This window comes from Allobosea sp. LjRoot90 (assembly GCF_964254315.1).
Lineage (GTDB): Bacteria > Pseudomonadota > Alphaproteobacteria > Rhizobiales > Beijerinckiaceae > Allobosea.
In genome coordinates this window covers 161,566-187,661 of record NZ_CAXUTF020000003.1, presented here as the reverse complement: position 1 = coordinate 187,661, position 26,096 = coordinate 161,566, and the positions used below count along the sequence as shown (strand labels likewise).

Annotated in this window: 21 protein-coding genes; 17 read left to right on the top strand and 4 right to left on the bottom strand. The window is 67.4% G+C overall.

The window, feature by feature from the left end; genetic code table 11:
* Positions 1-16: 16 nt before the first annotated feature.
* From ACSQ3M_RS12890 to murB, 4 genes are read left to right on the top strand one after another with little or no spacing between them, the layout of a single operon-like run.
* Positions 17-1,156 carry an FtsW/RodA/SpoVE family cell cycle protein gene (locus ACSQ3M_RS12890; protein WP_436150480.1) on the top strand — a complete coding sequence of 380 codons (1,140 nt, stop codon included), beginning with the start codon at positions 17-19 and terminating at the stop codon, positions 1,154-1,156.
* Positions 1,153-2,253, top strand: coding sequence for an undecaprenyldiphospho-muramoylpentapeptide beta-N-acetylglucosaminyltransferase (gene murG, locus ACSQ3M_RS12885; protein WP_436150479.1), 1,101 nt, complete (start codon positions 1,153-1,155; stop codon positions 2,251-2,253). Before ACSQ3M_RS12890 ends, murG begins: the two co-directional genes overlap by 4 nt.
* Positions 2,254-2,272: 19 nt before the next feature.
* A complete protein-coding gene (gene murC / locus ACSQ3M_RS12880) occupies positions 2,273-3,685 on the top strand; it encodes a UDP-N-acetylmuramate--L-alanine ligase (RefSeq protein WP_436150478.1) in 1,413 nt (470 codons plus the stop codon).
* Positions 3,682-4,605, top strand: coding sequence for a UDP-N-acetylmuramate dehydrogenase (gene murB / locus ACSQ3M_RS12875; protein WP_436150477.1), 924 nt, complete (start codon positions 3,682-3,684; stop codon positions 4,603-4,605). The genes murC and murB overlap by 4 nt, the downstream gene beginning before the upstream one ends.
* Here the strand turns inward: murB and ACSQ3M_RS12870 are convergent.
* Both ACSQ3M_RS12870 and ACSQ3M_RS12865 read right to left on the bottom strand, forming a co-directional pair.
* On the bottom strand, positions 4,560-5,480 hold the full coding sequence (locus tag ACSQ3M_RS12870; RefSeq protein ID WP_436150476.1) for a DMT family transporter: 921 nt from the start codon (positions 5,478-5,480) through the stop codon (positions 4,560-4,562). The genes murB and ACSQ3M_RS12870 overlap by 46 nt on opposite strands.
* A 34-nt stretch (positions 5,481-5,514) precedes the next feature.
* Entirely contained in the window at positions 5,515-6,099 is a 585-nt protein-coding gene (locus ACSQ3M_RS12865; protein ID WP_436150475.1) for a nitroreductase family protein, read from the bottom strand.
* Positions 6,100-6,209: 110 nt separating this feature from the next.
* Between ACSQ3M_RS12865 and ACSQ3M_RS12860 the strand changes: the two genes are divergently transcribed.
* The 8 genes from ACSQ3M_RS12860 to recN all read left to right on the top strand — a co-directional run bounded on the left by ACSQ3M_RS12860 (position 6,210) and on the right by recN (position 16,056).
* Positions 6,210-6,728, top strand: coding sequence for a MarR family winged helix-turn-helix transcriptional regulator (locus ACSQ3M_RS12860; protein WP_436150474.1), 519 nt, complete (start codon positions 6,210-6,212; stop codon positions 6,726-6,728).
* Between the two features lie 110 nt (positions 6,729-6,838).
* Positions 6,839-7,753, top strand: a complete 915-nt coding sequence (locus tag ACSQ3M_RS12855; RefSeq protein ID WP_436150473.1) for a D-alanine--D-alanine ligase — start codon at positions 6,839-6,841, stop codon at positions 7,751-7,753.
* Positions 7,750-8,685, top strand: coding sequence for a cell division protein FtsQ/DivIB (locus tag ACSQ3M_RS12850; protein WP_436150472.1), 936 nt, complete (start codon positions 7,750-7,752; stop codon positions 8,683-8,685). Before ACSQ3M_RS12855 ends, ACSQ3M_RS12850 begins: the two co-directional genes overlap by 4 nt.
* Complete coding sequence (gene ftsA / locus ACSQ3M_RS12845; RefSeq protein WP_284170983.1) at positions 8,682-10,007, top strand: cell division protein FtsA; 1,326 nt, start codon at positions 8,682-8,684, stop codon at positions 10,005-10,007. The genes ACSQ3M_RS12850 and ftsA overlap by 4 nt, the downstream gene beginning before the upstream one ends.
* A gap of 128 nt (positions 10,008-10,135) precedes the next feature.
* On the top strand, positions 10,136-11,842 hold the full coding sequence (gene ftsZ, locus ACSQ3M_RS12840; RefSeq protein ID WP_436150471.1) for a cell division protein FtsZ: 1,707 nt from the start codon (positions 10,136-10,138) through the stop codon (positions 11,840-11,842).
* Between the two features lie 318 nt (positions 11,843-12,160).
* Positions 12,161-13,108, top strand: coding sequence for a UDP-3-O-acyl-N-acetylglucosamine deacetylase (gene lpxC, locus ACSQ3M_RS12835; protein WP_436150470.1), 948 nt, complete (start codon positions 12,161-12,163; stop codon positions 13,106-13,108).
* Between the two features lie 166 nt (positions 13,109-13,274).
* Positions 13,275-14,189 carry an outer membrane protein assembly factor BamD gene (locus tag ACSQ3M_RS12830; protein ID WP_436150469.1) on the top strand — a complete coding sequence of 305 codons (915 nt, stop codon included), beginning with the start codon at positions 13,275-13,277 and terminating at the stop codon, positions 14,187-14,189.
* Between the two features lie 178 nt (positions 14,190-14,367).
* On the top strand, positions 14,368-16,056 hold the full coding sequence (recN, locus tag ACSQ3M_RS12825) for a DNA repair protein RecN (RefSeq protein ID WP_436150468.1): 1,689 nt from the start codon (positions 14,368-14,370) through the stop codon (positions 16,054-16,056).
* Positions 16,057-16,061: 5 nt separating this feature from the next.
* Here the strand turns inward: recN and aidB are convergent, their stop codons facing one another.
* Complete coding sequence (gene aidB, locus ACSQ3M_RS12820; RefSeq protein ID WP_436150467.1) at positions 16,062-16,880, bottom strand: AidB family quorum-quenching N-acyl homoserine lactonase; 819 nt, start codon at positions 16,878-16,880, stop codon at positions 16,062-16,064.
* Between the two features lie 232 nt (positions 16,881-17,112).
* Between aidB and ACSQ3M_RS12815 the strand changes: the two genes are divergently transcribed.
* The 4 genes from ACSQ3M_RS12815 to ACSQ3M_RS12800 all read left to right on the top strand — a co-directional run bounded on the left by ACSQ3M_RS12815 (position 17,113) and on the right by ACSQ3M_RS12800 (position 22,538).
* The gene (locus tag ACSQ3M_RS12815; protein WP_436150466.1) at positions 17,113-19,218 is read left to right on the top strand and encodes a DEAD/DEAH box helicase; all 2,106 of its coding nucleotides are present in this window, start codon (positions 17,113-17,115) and stop codon (positions 19,216-19,218) included.
* Between the two features lie 371 nt (positions 19,219-19,589).
* Positions 19,590-20,816: an ABC transporter substrate-binding protein gene (locus ACSQ3M_RS12810; protein WP_436150465.1), complete on the top strand. Its 1,227-nt coding sequence runs from the start codon at positions 19,590-19,592 to the stop codon at positions 20,814-20,816.
* A gap of 52 nt (positions 20,817-20,868) precedes the next feature.
* Complete coding sequence (locus ACSQ3M_RS12805) at positions 20,869-21,738, top strand: carbohydrate ABC transporter permease (protein ID WP_436150464.1); 870 nt, start codon at positions 20,869-20,871, stop codon at positions 21,736-21,738.
* The gene (locus ACSQ3M_RS12800) at positions 21,735-22,538 is read left to right on the top strand and encodes a carbohydrate ABC transporter permease (protein ID WP_436150463.1); all 804 of its coding nucleotides are present in this window, start codon (positions 21,735-21,737) and stop codon (positions 22,536-22,538) included. Before ACSQ3M_RS12805 ends, ACSQ3M_RS12800 begins: the two co-directional genes overlap by 4 nt.
* A 202-nt stretch (positions 22,539-22,740) precedes the next feature.
* On the opposite strand, the gene ACSQ3M_RS12795 is transcribed toward ACSQ3M_RS12800, so the two are convergent.
* On the bottom strand, positions 22,741-23,520 hold the full coding sequence (locus ACSQ3M_RS12795) for a DUF2189 domain-containing protein (RefSeq protein ID WP_436150959.1): 780 nt from the start codon (positions 23,518-23,520) through the stop codon (positions 22,741-22,743).
* A gap of 222 nt (positions 23,521-23,742) precedes the next feature.
* On the opposite strand from ACSQ3M_RS12795, the gene ligA reads away from it, so the two are divergent.
* Positions 23,743-25,893 carry an NAD-dependent DNA ligase LigA gene (gene ligA, locus ACSQ3M_RS12790; protein ID WP_436150462.1) on the top strand — a complete coding sequence of 717 codons (2,151 nt, stop codon included), beginning with the start codon at positions 23,743-23,745 and terminating at the stop codon, positions 25,891-25,893.
* The last annotated feature ends 203 nt before the right edge of the window (positions 25,894-26,096 follow it).

The window sequence follows — 26,096 nt, the reverse complement described above, 5'->3', positions numbered from 1 at the left end:
ACGGAGCCTTGGAACGATGGTCTCGCGCGCAGAACCCAGCCTGAGCGGCCGCTGGTGGTGGTCGATCGACCGCGTCATCCTGACGACGTTGGTGACGCTGATGGTCTCCGGCGTGGTGCTGCTGATGGCGGGTGGTCCGCCCGTCGCCGAGCGCCTGGGCCTGTCGACTTTCCACTTCGTCAATCGCCAGGTGGTCTATCTCCTGGTGGCGCTGGCGATCTTCCTCTCGACCTCGCTGCTCGCGCCGCGCCAGGTGCGGCGGATCGCGCTGGTCATCTTCGTGTTCGCTCTCGCCGGCGTGATCGGCACGCTCTATTTCGGCGTCGAGGTCAAGGGCGCCAAGCGTTGGCTGACGCTCGGGCCGCTCGGCTCGATCCAACCCTCCGAATTCCTGAAACCGGCCTTCGTCGTGCTCGCCGCCTGGGCCTTCGCCGAAGGCCATCGCCGGCCCGAGTTGCCGGGCACGATCATCGCCTTCCTGCTGCTGCCGATCACCATCGTGCCTTTGGTGCTGCAGCCGGACTTTGGCCAGACCATCCTGGTCACCCTGGTCTGGGCCGGGCTGTTCTTCGTCGCCGGCCTGCACTGGTTCTGGGTCTTGGGGCTCGGCGGCATCGGCGCCGTCGGCCTGTTCATCGCCTATGAGCTCGTCCCGCACGTGCGCGCCCGCATCGAGCGCTTCATGGACAAGGGCTCGGGCGACACCTTCCAGGTCGACACCGCGCTGGAGAGCTTCGCCCAGGGCGGCTGGTTCGGCAAAGGTCCGGGCGAAGGCACGGTGAAGCGGATCCTGCCCGATGCGCACACCGACTTCATCTTCGCGGTGACGGCCGAGGAGTTCGGCATCGTCGTCTGCATGGTGCTGGTGCTGCTCTTTGCGATCATCGTGCTCCGCGCGCTGTTCGTGGCGCAGCGCGCTGAGGACCCGTTCGTGCGCCTCGGCGTCACCGGCCTCGCTCTGCTCTTCGGCATCCAGGCCGCGATCAACATGATGGTGAACCTGCACATGATGCCGGCCAAGGGCATGACCTTGCCGTTCATCTCCTATGGCGGCTCCTCGCTGATCTCGCTGGCGCTCGGGACCGGGTTCCTCCTGGCATTGACCCGCAAGCGGCCGCGCGCCGAGAGCTTCGGCAAGCCGGAGCGCAGCTCGTGAGTGTAGAAGCGTCGGCTCCGCTCGTCGTGCTCGCCGCCGGCGGCACGGGCGGGCATCTCTTTCCGGCCGAGGCGCTGAGCCACGCTCTGCACAGCCACGGCGCCAGGGTGGCGCTGATCACCGATACGCGCGCCGCCGAATACGCCGGCAGCTTCCCGGCCGAGTCGATCCATGCGGTGCCGGCGGCGACGCCCTCGGGCAAGTCGCCGGTCGCTATGGCGAAGGCAGCCATCGTGCTGTTGCGCGGTGGGCTGGCGGCGCGCCAGACGATCAAGCAGCTGAAGCCTGCCATCGTCGTCGGCTTCGGTGGCTATCCGACGGTGCCGCCGGTCTTCGCCGCGGCGCTGATGGGCGTGCCGACCATGGTGCACGAGCAGAACGCCGTGATCGGCCGGGCGAACCGCTTCCTCGCCAGCCGGGTCAAGGCGATCGCCACAGGCTTCGCCGAGGTCGGCGGGCTCACCCCGGCGCAGGCGCAGAAGTGCACGCAGGTCGGCAATCCGGTCAGGCCGGCGGTGATCGAGGCAGCCTCGCCCTATGCCGAGCCGGACGGGCGGCTCAACCTCCTGGTCTTCGGCGGCAGCCAGGGCGCACGCGTGATGGCCGATATCGTCCCGCCGGCAATGCAGCTGCTCTCGCCGGAGGAGCGCAGCCGCTTGTCGATCGTCCAGCAGGCGCGCGCCGAAGACGACGAGCGCGTGCGGAAGATCTACGCCTCGCTCGGCATCAAGTTCGAGATCGCGCCCTTCTTCAAGGACCTGCCGGCGCGGATGGCGGCGGCGCAATTGGTGATCGCACGCTCCGGCGCCTCGACCATCGCCGAGCTCACGGTGATCGGGCGCCCTTCGCTGCTGGTGCCGCTGCCGGGTTCGCTCGACCAGGACCAGGCGGCCAATGCCGGAGTGCTCGCGAGAGCTGGCGGGGCGATGATGATCCTGCAGAACGATTTCTCGCCGCGGCGCCTCGCCGCCGAGCTGTCCGTGCTGCTTGCCGAGCCGTTGCGCTTGACGGCGATGGCTCAGGCGGCCAAGAGCGCGGGCATACCGGATGCGGCCGACCGCCTGGCGCGGCTCGTGCTGCAGACCGCCCAGAACTGATCTTTCAGGACGCGATACCATGAAGCTGCCGCCGAAACTCGGCTCCATCCATTTCGTCGGCATCGGCGGCATCGGCATGTCCGGCATCGCCGAAGTGCTGCACAATCTCGGCTACAAGGTGCAGGGCTCGGACGCCTCCGACGGCGCCAACGTCAGGCGCCTGGCCGAGAAGGGCATCAAGACCTTCGTCGGCCACAAGGCCGAGAACATCGGCGATGCCGAGGTCGTCGTGGTCTCGACCGCGATCAAGCGCGACAATCCCGAGCTGATGGCGGCGCGCGAGCAGCGCCTGCCGGTGGTGCGCCGCGCCGAGATGCTGGCCGAGCTGATGCGGCTGAAATCTTGCGTCGCCATTGCCGGCACGCACGGCAAGACGACGACGACCTCGCTGGTCGCGACATTGCTCGAGAAGGGTGGGCTCGACCCGACCGTGATCAATGGCGGCATCATCAACGCCTACGGCACCAATGCCCGCATGGGCGAGAGCGACTGGATGGTGGTCGAGGCCGACGAATCCGATGGCACCTTCCTGAAGCTGCCGGCCGACGTCGCGATCATCACCAATATCGACCCGGAGCATCTCGACCATTTCGGCTCGTTCGAGGCGATCAAGGCGGCCTTCCGCGCCTTCGTCGAGAACCTGCCTTTCTACGGTTTTGCCGTGATGTGCATCGACCATCCGACCGTGCAGGAGCAGGTCGGGCAGATCGAGGACCGCCGCGTCATCACCTATGGTGAGAACCCGCAGGCCGACTTCCGCCTGCTCGACATCGATCTTTCGGGTGGCCGGTCGAAGTTCACGCTGCTGATCCGCGACCGCAAGCGTGGCCGCGAGGAGGTGGTGCGTGACCTCATCATGCCGATGCCGGGCCACCACAACGCGCTCAATGCCACCGCCGCGATCGCCGTCGCCTATGATCTCGGCGTGCCGGTGGAGCAGATCCGCGCCGGGCTCGCCGGCTTCGGCGGGGTCAAGCGCCGCTTCACCAAGACCGGCGAGTGGAACGGCGCGCTGATCTTCGACGATTACGGCCACCACCCGGTCGAGATCGCTGCCGTGCTCAAGGCGGCGCGCGCCTCGACCAAGGGCAAGGTGATCGCGGTGATGCAGCCGCATCGCTACAGCCGCCTGTCGAGCCTGTTCGCTGACTTCGCCGCCTGCTTCAACGATGCGGATTCGGTGATCATCGCCGATGTCTATGCCGCTGGCGAGCAGCCGGTTCCGGGCATCGACCGCGATTCGCTGGTGGCGGCGATCAAGGCGCGCGGCCATCGCCATACGCTGCCGCTCGAATCACCGGACAAACTTGCCGGCATGGTCGCCGAACTCGCCGGGCCGGGCGACTATGTCGTCTTCCTGGGCGCGGGCAACATCACGCAATGGGCTTATGCGTTGCCGGGTGAGTTGGCGGCTCTGGGGGGCTCCCGGTGAGCTTCGCCGATCTGACACCCGATATCCTCGCCGCCGCGCCCGACTTGCGCGGACGGCTTCTCGCCAATCAGGCGATGGCTGGGCTGACCTGGTTCCGCGTCGGTGGGCCGGCACAGCTTCTGTTCACCCCGGCGGACGAGGCCGATCTCGCTTATCTGCTCGGCAAGCTGCCGGCCGAGATTCCGGTCACCGTGGTCGGGCTCGGCTCGAACCTGATCGTCCGCGATGGCGGCATTCCCGGCGTGGTCATCCGCCTCGCCGGCAAGGCCTTCGGCGAGATCGCGCGCGAGGACGGTGACCGTCTGCGCGCCGGGACCGCCGCGCCTGACGTGAAGGTGGCGCGCGCTGCGGCCGACGCCTCGCTCGACGGGCTCGCCTTCTATCGCGGTATTCCCGGCTGCATCGGCGGGGCGCTGCGCATGAATGCCGGTGCACATGGTGGCGAGACCACCGACGTTCTGGTCGAGGCGCGGGGCGTGACGCGCGCCGGCGAGATCATCACCTTCTCGCATGCGCAGATGGGCTTCACCTACCGCAACTCGACCGCGCCGCTCGACATCATCTTCACCTCTGCGCTGTTCCAGGGCCGGCCGGGCGACCAGGCTGAGATTCTGGCCGAGATGGACCGGGTGACCTCGGCGCGCGAAGCGGCGCAGCCGATCAAGGAACGTACCGGCGGCTCGACCTTCAAGAATCCGGAGGGCGGCAAGGCTTGGCAGCTGATCGACGCGGCCGGCTGCCGGGGCCTGCGCATTGGCGGCGCGCAGGTCTCCGAGATGCACTGTAACTTCCTGATCAATACCGGCGGTGCTACCGCCGCCGATATCGAGGGCTTGGGCGAAGAGGTCCGCCGCCGGGTCAAGGACAACTCAGGCTATGAGTTGCACTGGGAGATCAAGCGGTTCGGCGTCGCGGCCTGATCAGGCGCTGCCGTTTCGGCTGATTTGCGCCGTGACAGCAGGATGCCGGCGACGGTCGAGCCGAAGATGATGGCGATGCCGAGCCATTGCTGGGCGTGGAACCATTCGCCCAGCAAGGCCGCGCCGAGGAAGGTCGCGACCAGCGGACTGAGCAGGCTGAGGAAAGCGACGCCCGTGCCGATCGTCGCAATGCCGCGCACCCAGAGCCAGTAGGCGAAGGCGGTGCCGATCACGACCAGATAGCTCAAGCCGGCGAGGTTGCGGATGGTCGGCACGGGCGGCAGCCCCTCGACTACGAGCGCGACCGGCAGGAGCAGGAGCCCGCCGAGCGTCAGCTGCCAGGCGGCGAGCGCGAGCGGCGAGCCGATCTTGCCCCAGCGTTCGATCAGCACTGTGCCGATCGCCATCGAGGCGGCGCCGGCCAGAGCTGCTGCAACGCCGATCGCGTCGAGCTGCACGGTATTATCGATCACCAGCAAACCAACGCCGACCGTGCCGGCGAGCGCGGCGAGCACCTGCCCGAGGCGAGGGCGGCGCAGCAGCAATGGCCAGGCGAGGAAGGCGACGAGCAGCGGCTGCATCGAGCCGAGCGTCGCGGCGAGCCCGCCGGGAAGGCGCGAGGCGCTAAGGAAGAGCATGCCGAAGAACAGCCCGATATTGGCAAAGCCGATGATAGCGAGCGGCAGGAGCTTGTCGCGCGGCGGCAGGCCGGGGCCGAGCAGCATCAGGAGGATACCGGCTGGCAGGGCGCGCAGCGCCCCGACCAGCAGCGGATGCTCGACCGGAAGCGTCTGGGTGAAGACGACATAGGTCGAGCCCCAGAGGGCAGGCGCCAGGATCGTCGCGAGCAGGATGCGGGTCTTGTTGTCGGCCATGGCCGTGACCTTTCGAGAGAGGTGGATCCGGCGCTCAGGCCGGGAAGGGGCCGGAGAACGCGGTTTCGGTGAGCGGGCGCCGGGGGCTCGGCCATTCGCGCTCGCGCAGTTGCGGCGGCAGCGTCTCGGGCTCTGCCCGGCGGCCGAGCGCGACGGCGATCTCGACGCGGAAGCGCGAGGGAACGGCGAGGCTCTTGCGGGTGGCCTCGACGTCGATGCCGGCCATCGCATGAGCGTGGTAGCCGAGCCGGACGGCCTGCAGGGCGATATGCGACCAGGCGGCGCCGGTGTCGAAGCTGCGGATCGGCGAGGCTTGCGGCTGTTGGGCGGCGTCGTCCGAGCCGGTATCCGACAGCAGGAAGACGAGGGCGGAGGCCGAGCCGGCCCAGCTCTGGTTGAAGCTGTCGAGCAGCGAGACGAATTGCGGCCAATGGGCATCACCGCGCAGCGCGTAGAGGAAGCGCCATGGCTGCTCGTTATAGGCCGAGGGAGCCCAGCGGGCGGCTTCCAGCACGGTCAGCAGCGCCTCCGGTGCCATTGGTTCAGGATGAAAGGCGCGCGGCGACCAACGCTCGATGAAGATCGGGTCGATCGGGAAGGCAGCAGTTCTGTCCGTCATCGTCTTGCTCTCGCGGTTTGCGGCAGCTGCGCCGGGCTGGTAAGGTTGTCCGACGTCAGATAATTCGATATCGAATTACTTGATGACGGATAATTAGGCGCAGGATTTCCATGAGTCAAGCTGACGAGGCGAATGGGCAGGGCGGACCGCTGGATTCGATTCTGGCCCAATGGCGAGTGGCGCGACCAGACATCGATCCCAGTCCGATGGCGGTCTGTGGTGCGGTCTGGCGCGCGGGCGAGCGGATTCGCCAGGGCCTGGCCGGCAATCTCGCCGGGGCCGAGCTCGACTTCGCCGGCTTCGACGTGCTGATGACCTTGCGCCGCCAGGGCGAGCATGGCGGCTCGCTGACCCCGTCCGAGCTCGCCAAGGACATGATGCTGTCGACCTCGGCGATGACGAATCGGCTCGACCGGCTGGAGAAGCGCGGGCTGATCGCAAGGCAGGCCGATCCGCAGGACAGGCGCAGCCTGCGCATCCTGCTGACGCCCGCAGGGTTCGCGTTGATCGAACGGCTCGTGGTCTCGCATGTGGCGACGGAGGAGCGGTTGCTTTCGGCGCTCGGCGCGTCCGAACGCGAGCAACTCAAGGCCCTGCTGGCCAAGGTCGCGGCCGGCGAAGGGGAGTGAGTCCTGCGCGCAACAGGGGCGCTTCCATTAACCGGCAGGGCGCTTCGTTAACGCGTCGTTAACCATGTCGGCTCAGGTTCGGCCCGAGGAGTTCGGTGTCAGGAACCTTGATGAGCAAGCATGTCGCAGTGCTGATGGGCGGGTGGTCGGTCGAGCGTGAGGTCAGCCTCAGCAGCGGCGCGGCCTGTGCTCGGGCGCTCGAAAGCGTCGGCTACCGCGTCACGCGCGTCGAGGTCGGCCGCGACGTCGCCGAGGTTCTGGCCAGGCTGAAGCCCGAGGTCGTCTTCAACGCCCTGCATGGCCGCTTCGGCGAAGACGGCACCATCCAGGGCATGCTCGAGATCCTCGGCATTCCCTATACCCATTCCGGCGTGCTCGCCTCGGCGCTCGCCATCCGCAAGGACAAGGCCAAGATGGTCGTGTCGGCCGCCGGTGTGCCGGTGGCGCATGGCGTCAATGTCTCGCGCTTCGAGGCGGCGAAACGACATCCCCTGCCACCGCCCTATGTGATCAAGCCGATCGACGAAGGCTCATCTGTCGGGGTGGTGATCGTTAAGAAAGGCCGCGAGCACCCACCCCAGGAGATCGCCCGGCCGGACTGGCCCTGCGGCGAGACCATGCTGGCCGAAACCTTCATTGCCGGGCGCGAACTGACCTGCGCGGTGATGGACGGCAAGTCCTTGGGGGTAACGGAGATTCGGGCGGCGACGGGCGAGTTCTACGACTACGACGCCAAATATGCCAAAGGCGGTTCAATCCACATCTGCCCGGCTCAAATTTTACCGAATATTTACCAGCGGATCGAAGAGTGTGCGTTAACGGCGCATCAAGCAATCGGGTGCCGCGGCGTCAGCCGTTCAGACTTCCGCTACGACGACGAGAGCGACACGCTCGTCTGGTTGGAAGTCAACACGCAGCCGGGCATGACCGAGACTAGCCTGGTGCCCGAATTAGCCGCCCATGCGGGCATGAATTTCGGTGAGCTCGTCAGATGGATCGTGGAGGACGCCTCCTTAAATCGGTGAAGGTGGAACCGGTGTTTGCCGGGGCCAACCTGCCGATGCGCGTGACGGGGCCTCAGCTCCTCGTCGGCGAGCGCTCGCGTCGCTGGTTCCGCGGCTCGCGCCGCAGCGCCGTCGCGGTGCCGCTGGCCGAGCGGCTGCCGAGTGGCCTCGGCTCCTGGCTGGCGATCGGTTTCCTGACGCTCACGGGCGCGACCGGGGCGATCCTCGGCGGCCATTACGAGACCTTCCGCGAGACCTATGGCGAACCCAGGCATGCGCTGGCCCGGGCTGTCGGGCTCGGCATCGACCGCATCACCATTTCGGGCTTGAGCGGGCTCTCCGAGATCGAGGTCCTGGTCGCGGCCGGCATCGATCCCAAGATTTCGCTCGCCTTCTTCGATGCGGACGAAGCCCGCAAGCGGCTCGAGGCCACGCCGATGATCCGCGAAGCCTCGGTCCGCAAGCTCTATCCCGGTGAGATCTCGATCAATCTCACCGAGCGCGAGCCCTATGCGCTCTGGCAGGTCAAGGGCGAGCTTTTCCTCATCGCCCAGGACGGCACGGTGATCGACAAGATGGACGACGGCCGCTTCGCCAACCTGCCGCTGGTCGTCGGTGCCGACGCCAATCTCAAGGCAAAGGACTATCTCGCGTTGCTCAACGAGGCCGGCCCCTTCGCCGCGCGCATCCGCGCCGGCAGCCTCGTCGCCGGCCGGCGCTGGAATCTCAAGCTCGATACCGGCGCCGACATCAGGCTGCCGGAGCAGGGCGCCGGAGCCGCGGTGAAACGCCTCGCCAGTCTCGAGCAGGACTTCCGGATCAGCGAGAAGGATTTAATCGCCATCGACATGCGCCAGCCTGACCGCGTGACCATGCGCCTGACCGAAGAAGCCGCGACCGCGCGGGCCGAGCAGCTCAAGAGCAAGACGAAGAAGAAGGGCGGCGAGGCATGAGCTTGACCTCGCAGGGCCTGACGCCGCGGATGCGGCCCTTGTCGTCGCGCAAGAGCGCGACCTTGTCGATTCTGGACATCGGCACGAGCAAGGTCGTCTGCCTGATCGCCGAGCTCAACCCGGCCGAGGCGAACGAGCGGCTGCGCGGGCGCACCCATGTCGCGCGCATCATCGGCATCGGCCATCAGCGCTCGCTCGGCCTGAAGGGCGGGGCGATCATCGATCTTGAAAGCGCCGAACGCGCCATCCGCGCCGCCGTGGACGCGGCCGAGCGCATGGCCAAGGTCGAAGTCCAGTCGGTGATCGTGAACCTGACCGGCGGACGCCTGAACTCGCAGCATTACGCAGCCAGCGTCGATCTGCGCGGCGGCTCGGTCGGCGACTCCGACGTCAAGCGCGTGCTCGCGGCCGCGGCGAATCACGCAATCCGCCCGGGCAAGGCGGTGCTGCACGCGCTGCCGACCGGTTATGCGCTCGACGGCTCGCCCGGTGTGCTCGACCCGCGCGGGCTGATCGGCGGCTCGCTCTCGGTCGACATGCACGTCGTCGCCTCGGAGGCGGCGGCGGCACGCAACGTCATGCTCGCGGTCGAGCGTTGCCATCTCGAGGTCGAGGCGGTGGTTGCGACCCCCTACGCGGCTGGCCTCTCGGTCCTGGTCGATGACGAGGCCGAGATGGGCGTCGTCGTGGTCGACATGGGCGGCGGCACGACCTCGCTCGGCGTCTTCTCCGGCGGGCACCTGACCCATGCCGACGCGATCGCGGTCGGCGGCAACCACATCACCATGGACGTCGCGCGCGGGCTCTCGACCCGGGTTTCCGCGGCCGAGCGGCTGAAGACGCTGCACGGCTCGGCCATCGCCAGCCCTTCCGACGAGCGCGACATGATCGCGGTGCCGCAGGTCGACGACGATGAGCGCGACATGCCGAACCATCTCTCGAAGTCGCATCTGGTGCGGATCATCAAGCCACGCGTCGAGGAAATCCTCGAACTGGTGCGCGACCGGCTGAAGGCGGCCGGGTTCTCGGCCGAGGCCGGGCGCCGCGTGGTGCTGACCGGCGGCGCCTGCCAGCTCACCGGCATGCCGGAAGTGGCGCGGCGCATTCTCGGCGGCCAGGTCCGCACTGGCCGGCCACTCGGAATCAAGGGCCTGCCGGAAGCGGGCAAGGGTCCGTCCTTCGCGGCGGCGGTCGGCCTCTTGGTCTATCCGCAGGTCGCGCATGTCGAACATTTCGAGCCGCGAGCCGGGGCGTCTTTCTTCGCCCATGCGACCGACGGCTACTTCTCTCGCGTCGGCCGCTGGCTGCGCGAGAGTTTCTAGAGTTGCGGGCCGCGACGCCGAGAGGCGAGGCGACCCGGGGTGAGTTTTAACAGAACGGGGCCACGGCCCCTGGCGTGGAAGACGGGACGGCCCGCCAGGAGCCGGACAGGACAGTGAAAGAGGCAATCATGGCGATGAACCTGCAAGCCCCGGACATCCGGGAACTGAAGCCCCGGATCACCGTGTTCGGTGTCGGCGGTGCCGGCGGCAATGCCGTGAACAACATGATCGAGGCCGGGCTCGACGGCGTCGATTTCGTCTGCGCCAACACCGACGCGCAGGCGCTCGCACTCGCCCGCGCTCCGCGCATCATCCAGATGGGCCTCCAGGTCACTGAAGGCCTCGGCGCCGGCTCGCAGCCGGAAGTCGGCCGGGCGGCGGCAGAGGAGGTGATCGACGAGATCCGCGATCATCTCGCCGGAGCCCACATGGTCTTCATCACCGCCGGCATGGGCGGCGGCACCGGCACGGGCGCGGCTCCCGCGATCGCCCGCGTCGCCCGCGACATGGGCATCCTCACCGTCGGCGTCGTCACCAAGCCGTTCCAGTTCGAGGGCCAGCGCCGCATGCGCATGGCCGAGGCCGGCATCGGCGAGCTCAACGAAGCCGTCGACACGCTGATCGTAATCCCGAACCAGAACCTGTTCCGTGTCGCCAACGAGAACACCGGCTTCGCCGACGCCTTCGGCATGGCCGACCAGGTGCTCTACTCCGGCGTCGCCTGCATCACCGACCTGATGGTCCGTCCCGGCCTGATCAACCTCGACTTCGCCGACGTCCGCGCCGTGATGCGCGGCATGGGCAAGGCGATGATGGGCACCGGCGAGGCCCAGGGCGAGAAGCGCGCGCTCTCGGCCGCCCAGGCCGCGATCAACAACCCGCTGCTCGACGACGTCTCGATGAAGGGCGCGCGGGGCCTGCTGATCTCGATCACCGGCGGGCGCGACATGAAGCTCTATGAGGTCGACGAGGCCGCCACCCGCATCCGCGAGGAGGTCGACTCTGAGGCCAACATCATCGTCGGCGCCACCTTCGACGAGGCGCTGGAAGGCACGATGCGCGTGTCTGTCGTCGCCACCGGCATCGACAAGCCGATGAGCGCCCATGGCGAGCTCGACCCGACCGAAGCCCGCATCGCCGAGGTCGCCGAGCGGCTGAAGGCCGAGGCGCGGCTGCGTTCCACCGTCCCGAACGTCCGCACGTCCGCTGCGGCTCCGGCTCCGGCGCCGATGCCGGCCCCCGTGGCCGAGACCATAATGTCGGAACCGGTCCGTGCTCCGGCTCCGGCGGCCTATGCCGCCGATGTCCGGATCGAGCCGGCCCAGCCGCGCCCGGCGATGATGGCCTCGCCGGTCGTCGAGACTCGCGCTCCGGAAGCATCGATGCCGCATTTCGAGGACAGCTTCATTCCGCCGGCGCCCGAGCGCGCCGTGATCCGCCCGACCCGCATGCCGCGCGTCGAGGACTTGCCGATGCCGGCCCAGCAGCAGATCGCGCAGAGCCGCGGCGCGGTACCTGCTCCGGCGCCGGCTTCAGCCGAGCAGAAGCGCATGTCGCTGATGCAGCGCCTCGCTTCGGTCGGCTTCGGCCGCAAGGAGGATGACTACGCCGACGTCCCGGTGGCCCCTGTTCCGGCCCCGGCTCCGCGTCCGGCACCTCCGGCCGCGGCGGCCGGCCCGAGCGCAGCCCATGCCGAGTTCATGCGCCGTCCGCCAGCGCCGGCCACCCGGCCAGCCCAGGGGCAGCTCGACCAGCTCGGCCGTGCAGCGCCGGCGCGCAACACGGAAGAAGACCAGCTCGAGATTCCAGCCTTCCTGCGCCGCCAGTCGAACTGAGCTTTCCAACTCCGGTTCAACCGGTTTAAACAGACGGCCCGGCGGAACCCCCGCCGGGCCTTTTTTAACGCCTGAAAAACCATATACATCAATCAGATGGTTAAGTTTCTATGGCTTCGTAAGCTCTGTTACAGAGCGAAAGAAAGCGTGATTTTGAAGGTTGTGCGCCAGCGCGTATCTTGCAGCGCATCACCGGGTAGGGGGATTCGGGATTAATCCCGAGTTCGCTGCAATTCAGGGAACCGCGTCAATCGTCGAACAGGTTGCGCCGCAAGGCGTCGCCCACCGAAGTTTGCGCGTTTGAGACGGATACAGAGTATGATGGCTGAACGGCAGACGACCCTACGCTCGCCCGTGACCCTGCAAGGCATCGGCGTTCATTCCGGGGCTCCCGCCTGCCTCACGCTGCGGCCTTCCACTGCCAATTCCGGTGTTGTCTTCCTGCGCAAGGGCCTCGAAGGCGGCCATGAGCAGTTGATCCACGCCCGCCACAACAAGGTCAGCGCCACCGAGCTGTGCACGGTGATCGGCGACCAGGCCTCCGGCTCCGTCGCCACGATCGAGCATCTGATGTCGGCTTGCGCCGGCCTCGGCCTGGACAATGTGCTGATCGAGATCGACGGCCCGGAAATGCCGATCATGGACGGCAGCGCCGCTGAATTCGTCACTGCCATCGAGTCGACCGGCCTCGTCGCGCTTGGCGCGACCCGCCGTTATCTCAAGGTGCTGCGTCCGGTCCGCATCGAGCAGGGCCGCGCCTTTGCCGAGCTGGCTCCGTCCGAGAACGGTTTCCGCCTCGACGTCGAGATTGACTTCGACACCCCGGCCATCGGCCGCCAGCGTAAGATCTTCGATCTCGATCCCGAGGCCTATGGCCGCGAGATTTCCCGCGCCCGCACCTTCGGCTTCATGCGCGACGTCGAGCAGCTCTGGAAAGCCGGCTTCGCGCTCGGCGCCTCGCTCGACAACACCGTCGCGATCGGCGACGACAAGGTCATCAACCCTGAAGGTCTGCGTTACGCCGACGAGTTCGTGCGTCACAAGGTCCTCGACGCGGTGGGCGACCTCGCGCTGGCCGGCTACCCGATCCTCGGTGAGTTCCGTTCCTATTGCGGCGGTCACCGCATGAACGTCCGCATTCTCGAGGCCTTGTTTGCCGACCGTGCCAACTACGCGATCGTCGAGGCTCAGCCGGTCTACGGTCACCACGCCGTGCAGATGGCGGCCGGCCCGATGCCTGCCGCGCTTGCGCCCGATCTGCACTGAGCAGGTATTACGCGACGCCACGCCTTGCATTCGCCCGTTTCCTGTTGGAAACGGCGAACGCACTGCATGAAGCGCCCGTCACGCTTGGCGAAAAGGCTGCTTCTGAGCTAAAGCCATTTCGCGCGCTCTTACGAAGGGCGTCACAAGGACGGATGAAGTGAGCGTCATGCGGCTGAAGACATTCAATCCCGGCGAAGCGACGAGCGGCGGCAAACGCCTCGCGCTGGCTCTCGCCCTCGCGGCTGCGCTCGGCGGCTGCGACACGATGAGCGCGCTCAATCCGTTCGACCGGCCCGAGACCTACAAGCCGGAAGTGGTGGCGGAGGTTCCCGCCGACAAGCTCTACAATGAGGGCCTCGCCCGTCTCCAGAACGGCGACACCGAAGGCGCGAACAAGAAGTTCGACGAAGTCGACAAGCAGGCGCCGTTCTCGCCCTATTCCAAGAAGGGCCTGATCATGACGGCCTACGCGAATTACGAGGCGGCCAAGTACGACGACGCCATTACGGCCTCGAAGCGCTTCCTGGCGCAGAACCCGGCGAGCCCGGACGCAGCCTACGCGCAGTACATCCTGGCGATGTCCTATTACAACCAGATCCCGGATGCGACGCGTGACCAGGAGCGTACCGACCAGGCGCTGCGTGCGATGCAGGAGCTGCTCGACCGCTATCCGAAGTCGGAATACGTGCTCGACGTGCGCGAGAAGATGCTGGTCGCGCGTGACCAGCTCGCCGGCAAGGAAATGAATGTCGGCCGCTTCTATCTCGAGAAGCGCAATTACACGGGTGCCGTCGGCCGCTTCCGCGATGTCATTACCAAGTACCAGACCACGCGCCATGTCGAAGAAGCGCTGATGCGCCTGACCGAGGCCTATATGGCGCTCGGGATCACCAACGAGGCGCAGACCGCCGCGGCGGTGCTCGGCCACAACTTCCCGGACAGCCCGTGGTACAAGGACGCCTATACGCTCTTGGAGAGCGGCGGCCTGCAGCCGCGCGAGGATCGCGGCTCCTATATCAGCCGGGCCTTCAACGGCTTCACGCGCGCAGTCGTCGGGTTGACCGGTCTCGGCCGCCTGTAGATCACGATGATTTTGGATCGAACCGATCCAAAATCATAAAACGTGATCGGTCTAAGAGTTCAGAGCAGGATTCTTGCGAAAAACCGGTTCCCACTTTTTCGCATCCTGCTCTGAGGGCCGCCTGCTGGTGCCCCGGCGAGGTAATCTGCAGCCGCCGGCACAAAGGAGCTGAGTCGCCATGCTCGCTCAGCTCTTGATCCGCGACATCGTTCTGATCGACCGGCTAGACCTGGGCTTCGAGGGCGGGCTCAGCGTGCTGACCGGCGAGACCGGCGCCGGCAAATCGATCCTGCTCGACGGTTTCGCGCTCGCTCTCGGCGCCCGCGGCGATGGCGGGCTCGTCCGCCATGGCGAAACGCAGGGGCAGGTCAGCGCCGTCTTCGACCTGCCGATGTCGCATCCGGCGCGCGTGCTCGCGCAGGCGCAGGAGATCGACACCGACGGCGACCTGATCCTCAGGCGCGTGCAATATGCGGACGGGCGCACCCGCGCCTTCGTCAACGACCAGCCGGTCAGCGTGCAGATCCTGCGGATGATCGGCGCGGCGCTGGTCGAGATCCATGGCCAACACGACGACCGGGCCCTGACCGATCCGGCCCAGCACCGCACCATCCTCGACGGTTTCGGCGAGTTGACGGAGCAGGCGGCCGAGGTCGCCCGCGCCAGCGAGACGCTGAAGAAGGCGCGCCAGGCGCTGCAGAGCCAGCGCATGCGGGTCGAGACGGCGCGCAAGGAGGCGGACTTCCTGCGTCATGCGGTGGCCGAGCTCGGCAAGCTTGCGCCCGAACCGGGCGAGGAGGAGGCGCTCGCCGCAAAGCGCCAGGGCATGATGGCCGCCGAGAAGGTCGCCCGCGACATCATCGAGGCCTATGAGGCGGTCGGCGGCACGGCTTCGCCGGTTTCCGCCCTGTCGGGCGTGCTGCGCCGGCTGGAGCGCCGCGCCACCCAGGCGCCGGAGCTGGTCGATCCCTCGATCGCGGCCTTGACCACGGCGGTGGTCGCGCTGGAGGAGGCAGGGGAAACGTTGCAGGCTGCGGTGCGCGCGGCCGAATTCGACCCACGCGTGCTTGAGCGCGTCGAGGAACGGCTGTTCGCGCTACGCGCGGCGGCGCGCAAATTCGACGTCCCGGTCGATGCGCTGGCGGCGCTGGCCGAGACCATGGCGGCAGACCTCGCCGCGCTGGACGAGAGCGAAGGCTCGCTCAAGCGCCTGGAGGCAGAGCTCGCCGAAGCCGAGGCGGCCTATGTTACTCTGGCGACAGCGCTCTCGGCCGGGCGCAGGCGGGCCGCATCGGCGCTCGACGCCGCGGTCAAGGCGGAACTGCCGCCGCTCAAGCTGGAGCGGGCCCGCTTCATCACGCAGATCGACAGCGATTCCGATGCGCGCGGACTGGAAGGTTTCGACCGCGTCGAATTCTGGGTCGAGACCAATCCCGGCACGCGGCCCGGGCCGATGATGAAAGTCGCTTCGGGCGGCGAGCTCTCGCGCTTCATGCTGGCGCTGAAGGTGGTGCTGGCCGAGCGTGGCTCGGCCCCGACGCTGGTATTCGACGAGATCGATACCGGCGTCGGCGGCGCGGTGGCGGATGCGATCGGCGAGCGGCTGGCGCGGCTGGCGGCGCGCGTGCAGGTCGTCTCGGTGACGCATGCGCCGCAGGTCGCGGCCAAGGCCGGCCAGCATTTCCTGATTGCCAAGTCGGCCCAGGGCGGGGAGGGCGCCGACGAGCGCACCGTCACCCGCGTCTCGTCGCTGGAAGCTGGCAGCCGGCGCGAGGAGATTGCCCGCATGCTCGCCGGCGCCTCGATCACCGAAGAGGCGCGGGCGGCGGCCGGCAAACTGCTCGATGCTGCCGGTTTGCGCGGCTAGCCGAATCAGGCCGGAAGCAGTTCGTAACCTGGGCCACTCTCGTTGACGCGTCTGAGACCTTCGATATGGCCGCCCGATACGAGCCAGCCTTCGCGCGCGGCGCGTTCGAGGATGGCGCGGCGGGAGGCGACGGCCGCCGTGGCGTCGAAATCGTAGACCAGGCCGACATCCGGATCCGAGGCCTGCAGGTCGGGCAGATGCAGCGCATCGCCCCAGAGCAGGAGGCTCTCCTCGCCTTCGATCAGATAGCCGCTATGGCCGACGGTGTGGCCGGGGAGCGGGATCAGCGCGATACCGGGCCGCACGGTGCCGGCCGCGACGGGATGGATGCGGCCGGCATAGTGCTTCGTCACGGCCGCGGCGACGGCAAAGCCGCCCTGCCTGTTCTGCGGCGTCTGTGCGCGATTGGCCTCGTCGCCGAAGAAGGCGAGATCGGCTTTCGGCACGATGATCTCGGCATTGGGGAAACGGGCGCGCTCACCGTGGAAAAGGCCGAGTGCATGGTCGCCGTGCAGATGCGTGATCAGGACACGTCCGACCTGCTCGGGGGCTATTCCGGCGCTCGCCATGGCGGTGGGGGCATGGCCCATCGCCTCGCCCCAGGAGGGGCCGGTACCAGCATCGATGAGCGTGATCCCGTCTGCATTCTTCAAGGCGAAGCAATTGACCGGGATGCTGACCTTCGGCTTGCTCCAGCCCGCGACCGCTTCGTCAAGGGCGGCCTGGCCGCCCGCATGGATCAGGACGTCCAGCGGCGCCTCGAAGATGCCGTCATGCAACGCGAGCACGTCGTATGCGCCGAACCGCCGCCACGTCTCGTTCATGTCCGCTGGTCTCCGATCGCGTTCGATCTGCTTAGATCACGAGGCCTTCGTTGCAGACAACGGAGCGGGCAGCATGGTCGATATTCGGCTCCGCATGCCGGAAGGGATGGCTGCTCCATTTCCTTTTTGCGCGATCTGCTTTATGTGCGGCAGCAACTGCGCGCCGCATCCGGCGCCGCCCCTCGATCTGCATGCCGCCAGCCCGCCGGTTGCAACCTAAGGCCTGACATCAATGTCCTTCATTTCCACGAGTGCGCCGCTCGCGCGTGCGCTCGCCGACCGCAATTACAGTGAGCCGACGCCTGTCCAGGCCGCCGTGCTCGAAGAGGCCGCCGCCGGCCGCGATCTCCTGGTCTCGTCGCAGACCGGCTCGGGCAAGACGGTGGCCTATGGCCTCGCCATTGGCGCCGACCTGCTCGGGGAGGCCGAGAACCTGCCGCGGGCCGAACGGCCGCTGGCGCTGATCGTCGCGCCGACGCGCGAGCTCGCCCTTCAGGTCCAGCGTGAGCTCGGCTGGCTCTACAAGCAGACCAATGCCCGCGTGATCTCCTGCGTCGGTGGCATGGACCCGCGCCGCGAAGCGGCCCTGCTCGACGAGGGTGCGCATATCGTCGTCGGCACGCCCGGCCGTCTGCGCGACCATATCGAACGCCGCCGCCTCGACGTTTCGGGCCTGCGGGCGGTCGTGCTCGACGAGGCCGATGAGATGCTCGATCTCGGCTTTCGCGACGATCTCGAATTCATCCTGAAGTCCGCGCCGGCAGAGCGCCGCAGTCTTTTGTTCTCGGCGACGCTGCCGAAGGCGATTATCGCCCTGGCGCGCAGCTATCAGCGCGATGCCCTGCGCATCGAGGTTGCCGGCGGCGAACGCGGGCATGCCGATATCGAGTACCGCGCCATCCGCGTCTTCCCAAAGGAGGCCGAGCTCGCGGTCGTCAATCTGCTACGCTTCCATGATTCGCCGACCGCGCTGGTGTTCTGCAACACCCGCAACGCCGTGCGCCATCTCGAGGCGATTTTGCTCGAGCGCGGTTTCTCGGCGGTAGCGCTCTCGGGCGAGCTCAGCCAGAGCGAGCGCAATTCGGCGCTGCAGGCTTTGCGCGACGGAAGGGCACGCGTCTGCGTCGCGACCGATGTCGCGGCGCGCGGCATCGACCTGCCGGGCCTGACGCTGGTCATCCATGCCGAGCTGCCGAATGATCCCGAGGTGATGCAGCATCGCTCGGGCCGTACCGGGCGCGCCGGCAACAAGGGCACGAGCGTGCTGCTGGTTCCGGTCTCGCGCCGGCGCAAGGCCGAGATGCTGATCTCCGAGGCCAAGATCGAGGTGAGCTGGGCCGGCCCGCCGACGCAGGACGAAATCCGCGTGCTCGACGAGCAGCGCCTGCTGAACGATCCCCTGCTCTCCGGCGAGGCGAGCGAGGACGATGCGCCGATGGTCGCAGCCCTGCTTGCCGGGCGCTCGACACAGGAGATCGCGGCGGCGCTCGTGCGGGTGTACCGTTCGCGCCTGCCGAGCGCCGAGGAAGTCGGCGATCCCAACTTTGGTCGTGACGAACGCCGCCCCGTGCGCAGTGCCGAGGATTATGCAAGGCCGCGCGAACATGGCGGAGCCGAACGTCCCGAGCGCCGCGAGAAATCCGGGCCGCGTGGCGATACCGTGTGGTTCCGGCTCAATATCGGCCGCAAGGATGGTGCCGATCCGCGCCAGCTCCTGCCGATGCTGTGCCGACGCGGCAAGATCACGCGCGACGAGGTCGGCGCGATCCGCATCTTCGACAAGGAGACAAAGGTCGAGATCGATGCTGAGGTCGCTGAGCGCTTCTACGAGCTCGCCAAGGCGGTCGATCGCGACAAGATCATCATCGAGCCGGTGACGGGCGAGGACGAGCGCCGCCCGGCCAAGCCCTTCGCCGAGAAGGCGAGCCATGCGCCGCGTGCGGCCTATCCAGCCCGCGAGCAGCGCGACGAGCGTTCGTCCGCCCCGGCGCGCAAGCCCTATGAAGGCAAGGGCAAGCCGTTCGGCGCCAAGCCCTATGATCCGGCGCGGCGCGACCGCGAGCCGGCTTATGAGGAGACCGCGATCCTGCGGCCGGAACGGCCCTTCGACAAAAAGAGCGAGCCCGGCGCCAAGCCGTTTGCCGGCAAGTTCAAGGGTGGCAAGTTCGAGGGTGGCAAGAAGCCGTTCGGCGCGCCGCATGGCGGCGAGCGCCCGGCTGCCGGCGATGCGCGACCTGCGGGCAAGAGCTTCGGCGAGAAAAAGCCTTTCGGTGCGAAGAAGCCTTTCACTGGCAAAAAGCCTTTCGGAAGCAAGAAGCCGCGTCGCGACGATCGCTAAGGCGCCTCGTCGTCATGGTCGGGCTTGTCCCGACCATGCCTGTCTTCTTCGCCGTATGTGCCGTCCAAGACGTGGATGCTCGCCCCAAGGGTGAGCATGACGAGTTGGATCAGCGCAGGCCGAGGAACGACAGAATCGCCAGGACGACGACGACCAGACCGACAATGTAGATGATGTTGTTCATGGTGGAGCCCCCTCCGGTTGCGGTGCCGTCGCATCTGCACGGCTGACTGTGCGTGCGACCTTGCCGCAGCACTCTCGCAACGCGACGCATGGCGGGATTGTTCCGGAATCGTCGCATCCCTGTTGCACTGGCGCGCCATCCGCTCCCACAATGCCCGCCCGGGCAGAGACCCGGACGGGGGAATGCCATGAGGACGATTGGTAAGGCGCTCGGCGCCATGTTGATGGTGGCCGGGCTCAGCCTGCCCGCCGCCGCGCAGGACCGGCTGGTGATCGCCGGGCGCGATGCCGGCTTCGCTCCAGCGCTGGCCAAGATGGTCGAGCTCTACCAGGCCAAGAATCCGAGCGTGAAGATCGAGCGGCTCGAGCTCGGTGGCGGTCCGCTCTATGAGCGCCTCGCCGTCGGCGCGCGGGAGAAGACGGCGGCGACCGACGTCGCCATGCTCGACGACATCTGGGCGCCGGAGTTCATGGCGCGCGGCTGGCTCACCGATCTCGGCACCGTCGGCGGGCTGCCCGGCGAATTCGTCAAGTCGGCGATGGACGTCTCGCGTCATGACGGCAAGCTCTATGCAGCGCCCTTCGTCGGCAACATCGCCATGTTCGCCTATCGCAAGGACCTGCTCGCCAAGCACGGCTTCGAGCGGCCCAAGACCTGGAGCGACGTCGTCAAGGCGGCGCAGACGATCCAGGACAAGGAGCAGGGGATCTCCGGCCTCGTCTTCCGCGGCATCAAGGGCAACCCGATCGTCACCTCCTTCCTGCCGGTGCTGTGGGCGCATGGCGGCGACGTGGTGAGCGCCGACGGCAAGGCCGTGCTCGATACCCCCGCGGCCGAGAAGGCGCTGACTCAGTTCCTCTCGTTCAAGGCGCTCGCCCCGAAGGGCGTCGAGACCTACAACGCGACCGAATTGCGCGATGCGATCCAGCAGGGCCGCGCCGCGATCGCAGTCGAGATGTGGTCGTCCTGGGCCGGCACGCTCGATGGCAGCGCCTCCAAGGTCGCGGGCCAGGTCGAGGTCGTCGCCTCGCCGGGCGAGGTCAAGGGTCCCGCGCCGATGCTGGGCGCCTGGCTGCTCGCCATCCCGGCCGACTCGCCGAACAAGGCGCGCGCTGCCGATTTCATCCGCTTCGTCACCTCGTCTGAAAACCAGAAGCTGATCGCGCTCGAGACCGGCAACCCGCCGACGCTCACCGCGCTGTTCAACGACAAGGACCTCGTCGCCAAGTATCGCTGGTATCCGGCGCAGCTCGAGGCGCTGAACGTCGCCCAGGCCCGTCCGCGCATCAGCCAATGGGCCCGCGTCGAGACCATTTTGGGCGACTATCTCCAGCTTGCGCTGATCGGCCAGATGCAGCCCAAGCAGGCGCTGACCGAGGCCAACGCCCAGATCGCCCGCGCCCTGTCACGCTGATCGTCACACGGGCCGCCTCCCCAAGAGGCGGCCCGCTTTCCGTCTGGACGTAATGACCGCTTCCCGCCGCCTGCTGCCCTGGCTCCTGCTCACGCCGGCGCTCCTGATCTTCGCCGGGCTGACGCTCTATCCGCTCGGGCGGACGCTGGCGCTCTCGCTGTTCGTCACCGATTACGGCTTCGAGAACGCCAAGTTCGTGGGGCTCGAGAATTTCCGCGAGCTCTGGGACAGCCGCTTCTTCCGGCAGGCGGTGACCAACACCGTGGTCTTCACCGTGGTCGCGACCGTGATCGAGGTCGCGGCGGGCCTGGGGCTGGCCCTGCTGCTCAATCGCGCCTTCCCTGGCCGTACGCTGGTGATGACGCTTTTGCTCGCTCCCTTCGTGCTCTCGACCATGGTGGTCACCGCGATCTGGCGGGCCTGGTTCCATTTCGATCTCGGCTTTCTCAACAACCTGCTGCGCGCCGTCGGCCTGCCGGGCGTGCCCTGGCTGTTCGATCCCAACCTCGCACTCTGGTCGATCGTGCTGGTCGATCTCTGGCAGACCGCGCCCTTCGCCTTCCTGATCATCTTCGCAGGGCTTCGCTTGATCCCGCAGGACGTCTACGAGGCGGCTCGCGTCGACGGCGCCGGGCCCTGGCGGCGCTTTCTCGACATGACGCTGCCGCTGCTCGCGCCCTATCTCTTCGTCGCGGCGCTGCTGCGCTCGGTCGACAGCTTCAAGCTGTTTGACAAGGTCTACGCCATGACCGGCGGCGGGCCGGGGCAGGCGACCGAGACGGTCTCGATGTTCGTCTACCGGCAGGGCTTCCGCTTCTTCGACATCGGGCTGGCTTCGGCCGCCGCCGTGGTGATGATCGTCGTCGCCGGGTTGCTCGCCGTGGTCTATGCGGCGTCGCTGCTCAAGGGGGCGGGCCGATGATCCGGATCGCTGCCGCCTTTGCGCTCTGCGCGCTCTCGCTGATCCCTCTGCTCTGGATGGTCGCGACCTCGCTCAAGCCGCCGGCCGAATATGTCTCGACCTCGATCGCGCTCTGGCCGCAGGATCCGACGCTGGCGCATTACCGCGTGCTGCTCGACAGCGGGATGTGGCGGCTCGGGCTCAACAGCGTCGTGGTGGCGCTGGGAACTGTCGCGTTGTCGCTGCTCGCCGGCCTGCCGGCCGCCTATGCGCTGGCGCGCTTCGAGTTGCCCAAGCGCTTCGACGTCGTCTTCCTAGGCTTCGTGCTGGTGATCAAGTTGGCGCCGCCGATCGCGCTCGCGATCCCGCTCTACCAGGTGCTGCGGGCGCTCGGGCTGCTTGACACCCATCTCGGACTGGTCCTCGCCAACCAGATCCTGGCGCTGCCCTTCGCGATCTGGATGCTGCTCGGCTTCGTCCGCGACGTGCCCTACTCGTTCGAGGAGGCGGCGATGCTCGATGGGGCCGGCTTCGTGAAGCGGCTGCTTCAGATCGTCGTGCCGCTCTTGATGCCGGGGCTGGTCGCGACCGCGGTCTTCGTCGCGATCATGAGCTGGAACGAGTTCCTGTTCGCGCTGCTCTTCATCCAGACGCCGTCGAAATTCACCCTGCCGGCCTTCATCGCGACGCTGATCAACGAGGACGAGACCTTGTGGGGCAGGCTCTCGGCGATGGGGCTGATCGCCTCGCTGCCGGTGCTGCTCGCGGTCGGGCTGGTCAGGCGCGGGCTGACGCGCGAGGTCTCGGTCGATCAGCATTGAGTGGATGACGTGACGCGGCGCGCTGGATGAAGGGCGCGGGGAACCCTTCTCCCGTGTGGGAGAAGGGCAGGGATGAGGGCCTGCCCTATCCGCAGAAGGCGCAGCGGCGCTACGACACTTCCCAATGCACCGGCGGTCCCTCACCCCTACCCCTCTCCCATCCGGGAGAGGGGATCCCGCGCTTGTCCGGCGAGGGGAATGCCTACTGCGGCACGACCTTGCGGTAGAAGTGCCAGCTGGCATGGCCGAGCACCGGCATGACGATGATCAGGCCGACCAGCACCGGCAAGGAGCCGAGCACCAGCAGCGCCGTGATCGTCAGACCCCAATACATCATCACCCGCGGGTTCTTCTCGACGGCCGCGACCGAGGTGCGGACTGCCGTTGCCATGTCGACGTGCCGGTCGAGCATCAGCGGGAAGGAAACCACGGTTATCGAGAAGACGACGATCGCGAAGAGCAGGCCGAGCGAGTTGCCGAGGATGATCAGCGTCCAGCCGTTCACCGTAGTCAGCAGGGGTGTGGCGAAGCTCTCGAAGGAATCGAGCGGCACGTCGCCCATCAGCCAGCGATAGATGATCCAGGCGCTGAAGAGCCAGGTGAGGAAGGCGCCGGTCAGGAGCGCGCCGAGCAGCGCGATCTGGCCGATGCCGGGTGAATGCAGCACGTCGAGCGCATGCTTCCAGGAGGTGTCCATGCCGAGCTCGCGGCGACGGCTGATCTCGTAGAGGCCGATCGCGGCGAAGGGGCCGAGCAGGGCAAAGCCCGAGGCCAGCGGGAACAGCAGCGGGAAGATGTTGTAGCTGACCGTCAGGCGGGCGAGCAGGATGCCGGCGATTGGGTAGATCAAGGCGATGAAGAGCAGATGGCTCGGCTGGGCCATGAAGTCGGAATAGCCCTGTTTGAGCGCATCCTTGATGTCGGCGATGCCGACCTCGCTGACGGGCAGGGCATCGGTGGGCGCAGCATCGTTCGCCGCCATCGGGGGATGATGGATATGCGTATCGGCCATGGCGTTCTTCCCGGTTCGGCCCGGTTCGCCTTGGCGGTCCTGACGCTATCCTCCGGTCAAGACCTGCGAGGCGTCGAGCATCCATTCTCAGCGGGGGAAGCTTACACCCGACCCGCTCCTGCCACAAATCGGCGTGCCCAAATCGTGAAACAGGAGCTTCGCAGAAAACTTCCCCTGAACTAGAACTGCGCCATGGCCGATCCTGTTCCCACACCCGTCGAAGATTTGACGCCCGAAGCCGCCCGCGCCGAGCATGAACTGCTCGGGCCCGAGATCGCCGCCGCGAATGACGCCTATCACAGCGACAGCGCGCCGATCGTGGACGATGCGACTTTCGACGCGAAGTTCCGCCGGCTCACGGCGCTGGAAAGCGCCTTTCCCGAGCTGAAGGGCGCCGAGGCGCTCTCCGACAAGGTCGGCGCCAAGCCCTCGGGCAAATTCGCCAAGATCCGGCACCGCGTGCCGATGCTCTCGCTCAACAATGCCTTCGCCGATGAGGACATCGCCGATTTCGTGACGAGGGTCAGGACCTTCCTCGGCCGCAAGGACGATCAGCCGATCGCATTCACCGCCGAGCCGAAAATCGACGGGCTCTCGCTCTCGCTGCGCTACGAAAAGGGCGAGCTGGTCAGCGCTGCGACCCGCGGCGACGGCGAGGAGGGCGAGGACGTGACCGCCAATGCGCGCACGATTTCCGAGATCCCGCACCGGCTGAAAGGCAAGGACGTGCCTGAGATCGCCGAGGTGCGCGGCGAGATTTATCTCGGTCATGCCGATTTCGCCGCGATCAACCAACGCCAGCGCGAGAAGGAAGAGCGCGAGTTCGCCAATCCGCGCAACGCGGCCGCGGGCTCGCTACGCCAGCTCGACGTTTCGATCACCGCGAGCCGGCCCTTGCGCTTCTTCGCCTATGCCTGGGGCGAGATGCCGGACTTGCCGGCCCCGACGCAGTTCGGGGTGGTCGAGGCCTTCGCGCGATGGGGCTTCAAGACCAACCCGCTGATGGCGCGCTGCGAGAGCGTCGAGGCGCTGCTGGCGCATTACCGGCTGATCGAGGCGCAGCGCGCGACGCTCGGCTATGACATCGACGGCGTGGTCTACAAGGTCGACGAGCTCGCGCTCCAGGCCCGGCTCGGCTTCGTCGCGCGCGCGCCGCGCTGGGCGATCGCCCACAAGTTCCCGGCCGAGCTGGCGACGACGGTGCTCGAGGCGATCGACATCCAGGTTGGCCGCACCGGGGCGCTCTCGCCGGTGGCGCGGCTGAAGCCGGTGACCGTCGGCGGCGTCGTCGTCACCAATGCGACGCTGCACAATGAGGACTATATCCGCGGCTTCGATTCGAAGGGGCTGCCGATCCGCGACGGCAGCGATATCCGCATCGGCGACACGGTGACGGTGAAGCGCGCCGGCGACGTGATCCCGCGCGTCGAGGCGGTCGACCTGGCCAAGCGCCCGGCCGACGCCCAGGCTTACGTCTTCCCGACGACCTGCCCGGTCTGCGGCTCGGATGCGGTGCGCGAGCACAATCCGCGCTCGGGCAAGGAGGACGCGGTGCGGCGCTGCACCGGCGGGCTGATCTGCGCGGCGCAGGCGGTCGAGCGCCTGAAGCATTTCGTCTCGCGCGATGCGCTCGACATTGACGGGCTCGGCGACAAGCAGATCGAGTTCTTCCACGCCGATCCCGATCTGCCGGTGAACGAGCCGGCCGACATCTTCACGCTGGCGCAGCGCGACGCGGCGAACCTCAAGAAGCTCAAGGACAAGGAAGGCTTCGGCGCGACGAGCACCAAGAAGCTGTTCGAGGCGATCGATGACCGGCGCAAGCCGCCGCTCAACCGCTTCATTTTCGGGCTCGGCATCCGCCATATCGGCGAGACCAATGCCCGTTTGCTGGCGCGCCATTACGGCTCGTTCGAGGCCCTGCAGACCGCCTGCCTCGTCGCCGAGAACCCGGAGAGCGAGGAGCGGGCGGCGCTCGACGCGATCGACGGCGTCGGCCCGACCGTGGTCGAGGCGCTGCTGCAGTTCTTCGCCGAGGAGCACAATCAGCAGATGCTCTCCCGGCTGCTTGCCGAGGTTACGCCGCAACCGCTGGAGGCGGTGGCCTCGTCGAGCCCGGTCGCCGGCCAGATCGTCGTATTTACCGGTGCGCTTGAGCGCATGACCCGCGACGAGGCCAAGGCGATGGCCGAGCGGCTCGGCGCCAAGGTCGCTGGCTCGGTCTCCTCGAAGACCGACCTGCTCGTGGCAGGGCCGGGCGCCGGCTCGAAGCTCAAGGATGCCGCCAAGCACGGCGTCAAGGTGATCGACGAGGCCGGCTGGTTCGAGCTGGTTGGGGGGTAGGGCTCACCGCAGCCGAGATTGCCTCATTGCGAAATGAAGGGCGCGGGGAACCCTTCTCCCGTGTGGGAGAAGGGCAGGGATGAGGGCCTGTCCTATCCGCAGAAGACGTAGCGGCGGCCGCTCGTCCTAACAATCAGCGGCGATCCCTCACCCCTACCCCTCTCCCATCCGGGAGAGGGGATCCCGCGCTTGTTCGGCCTGTT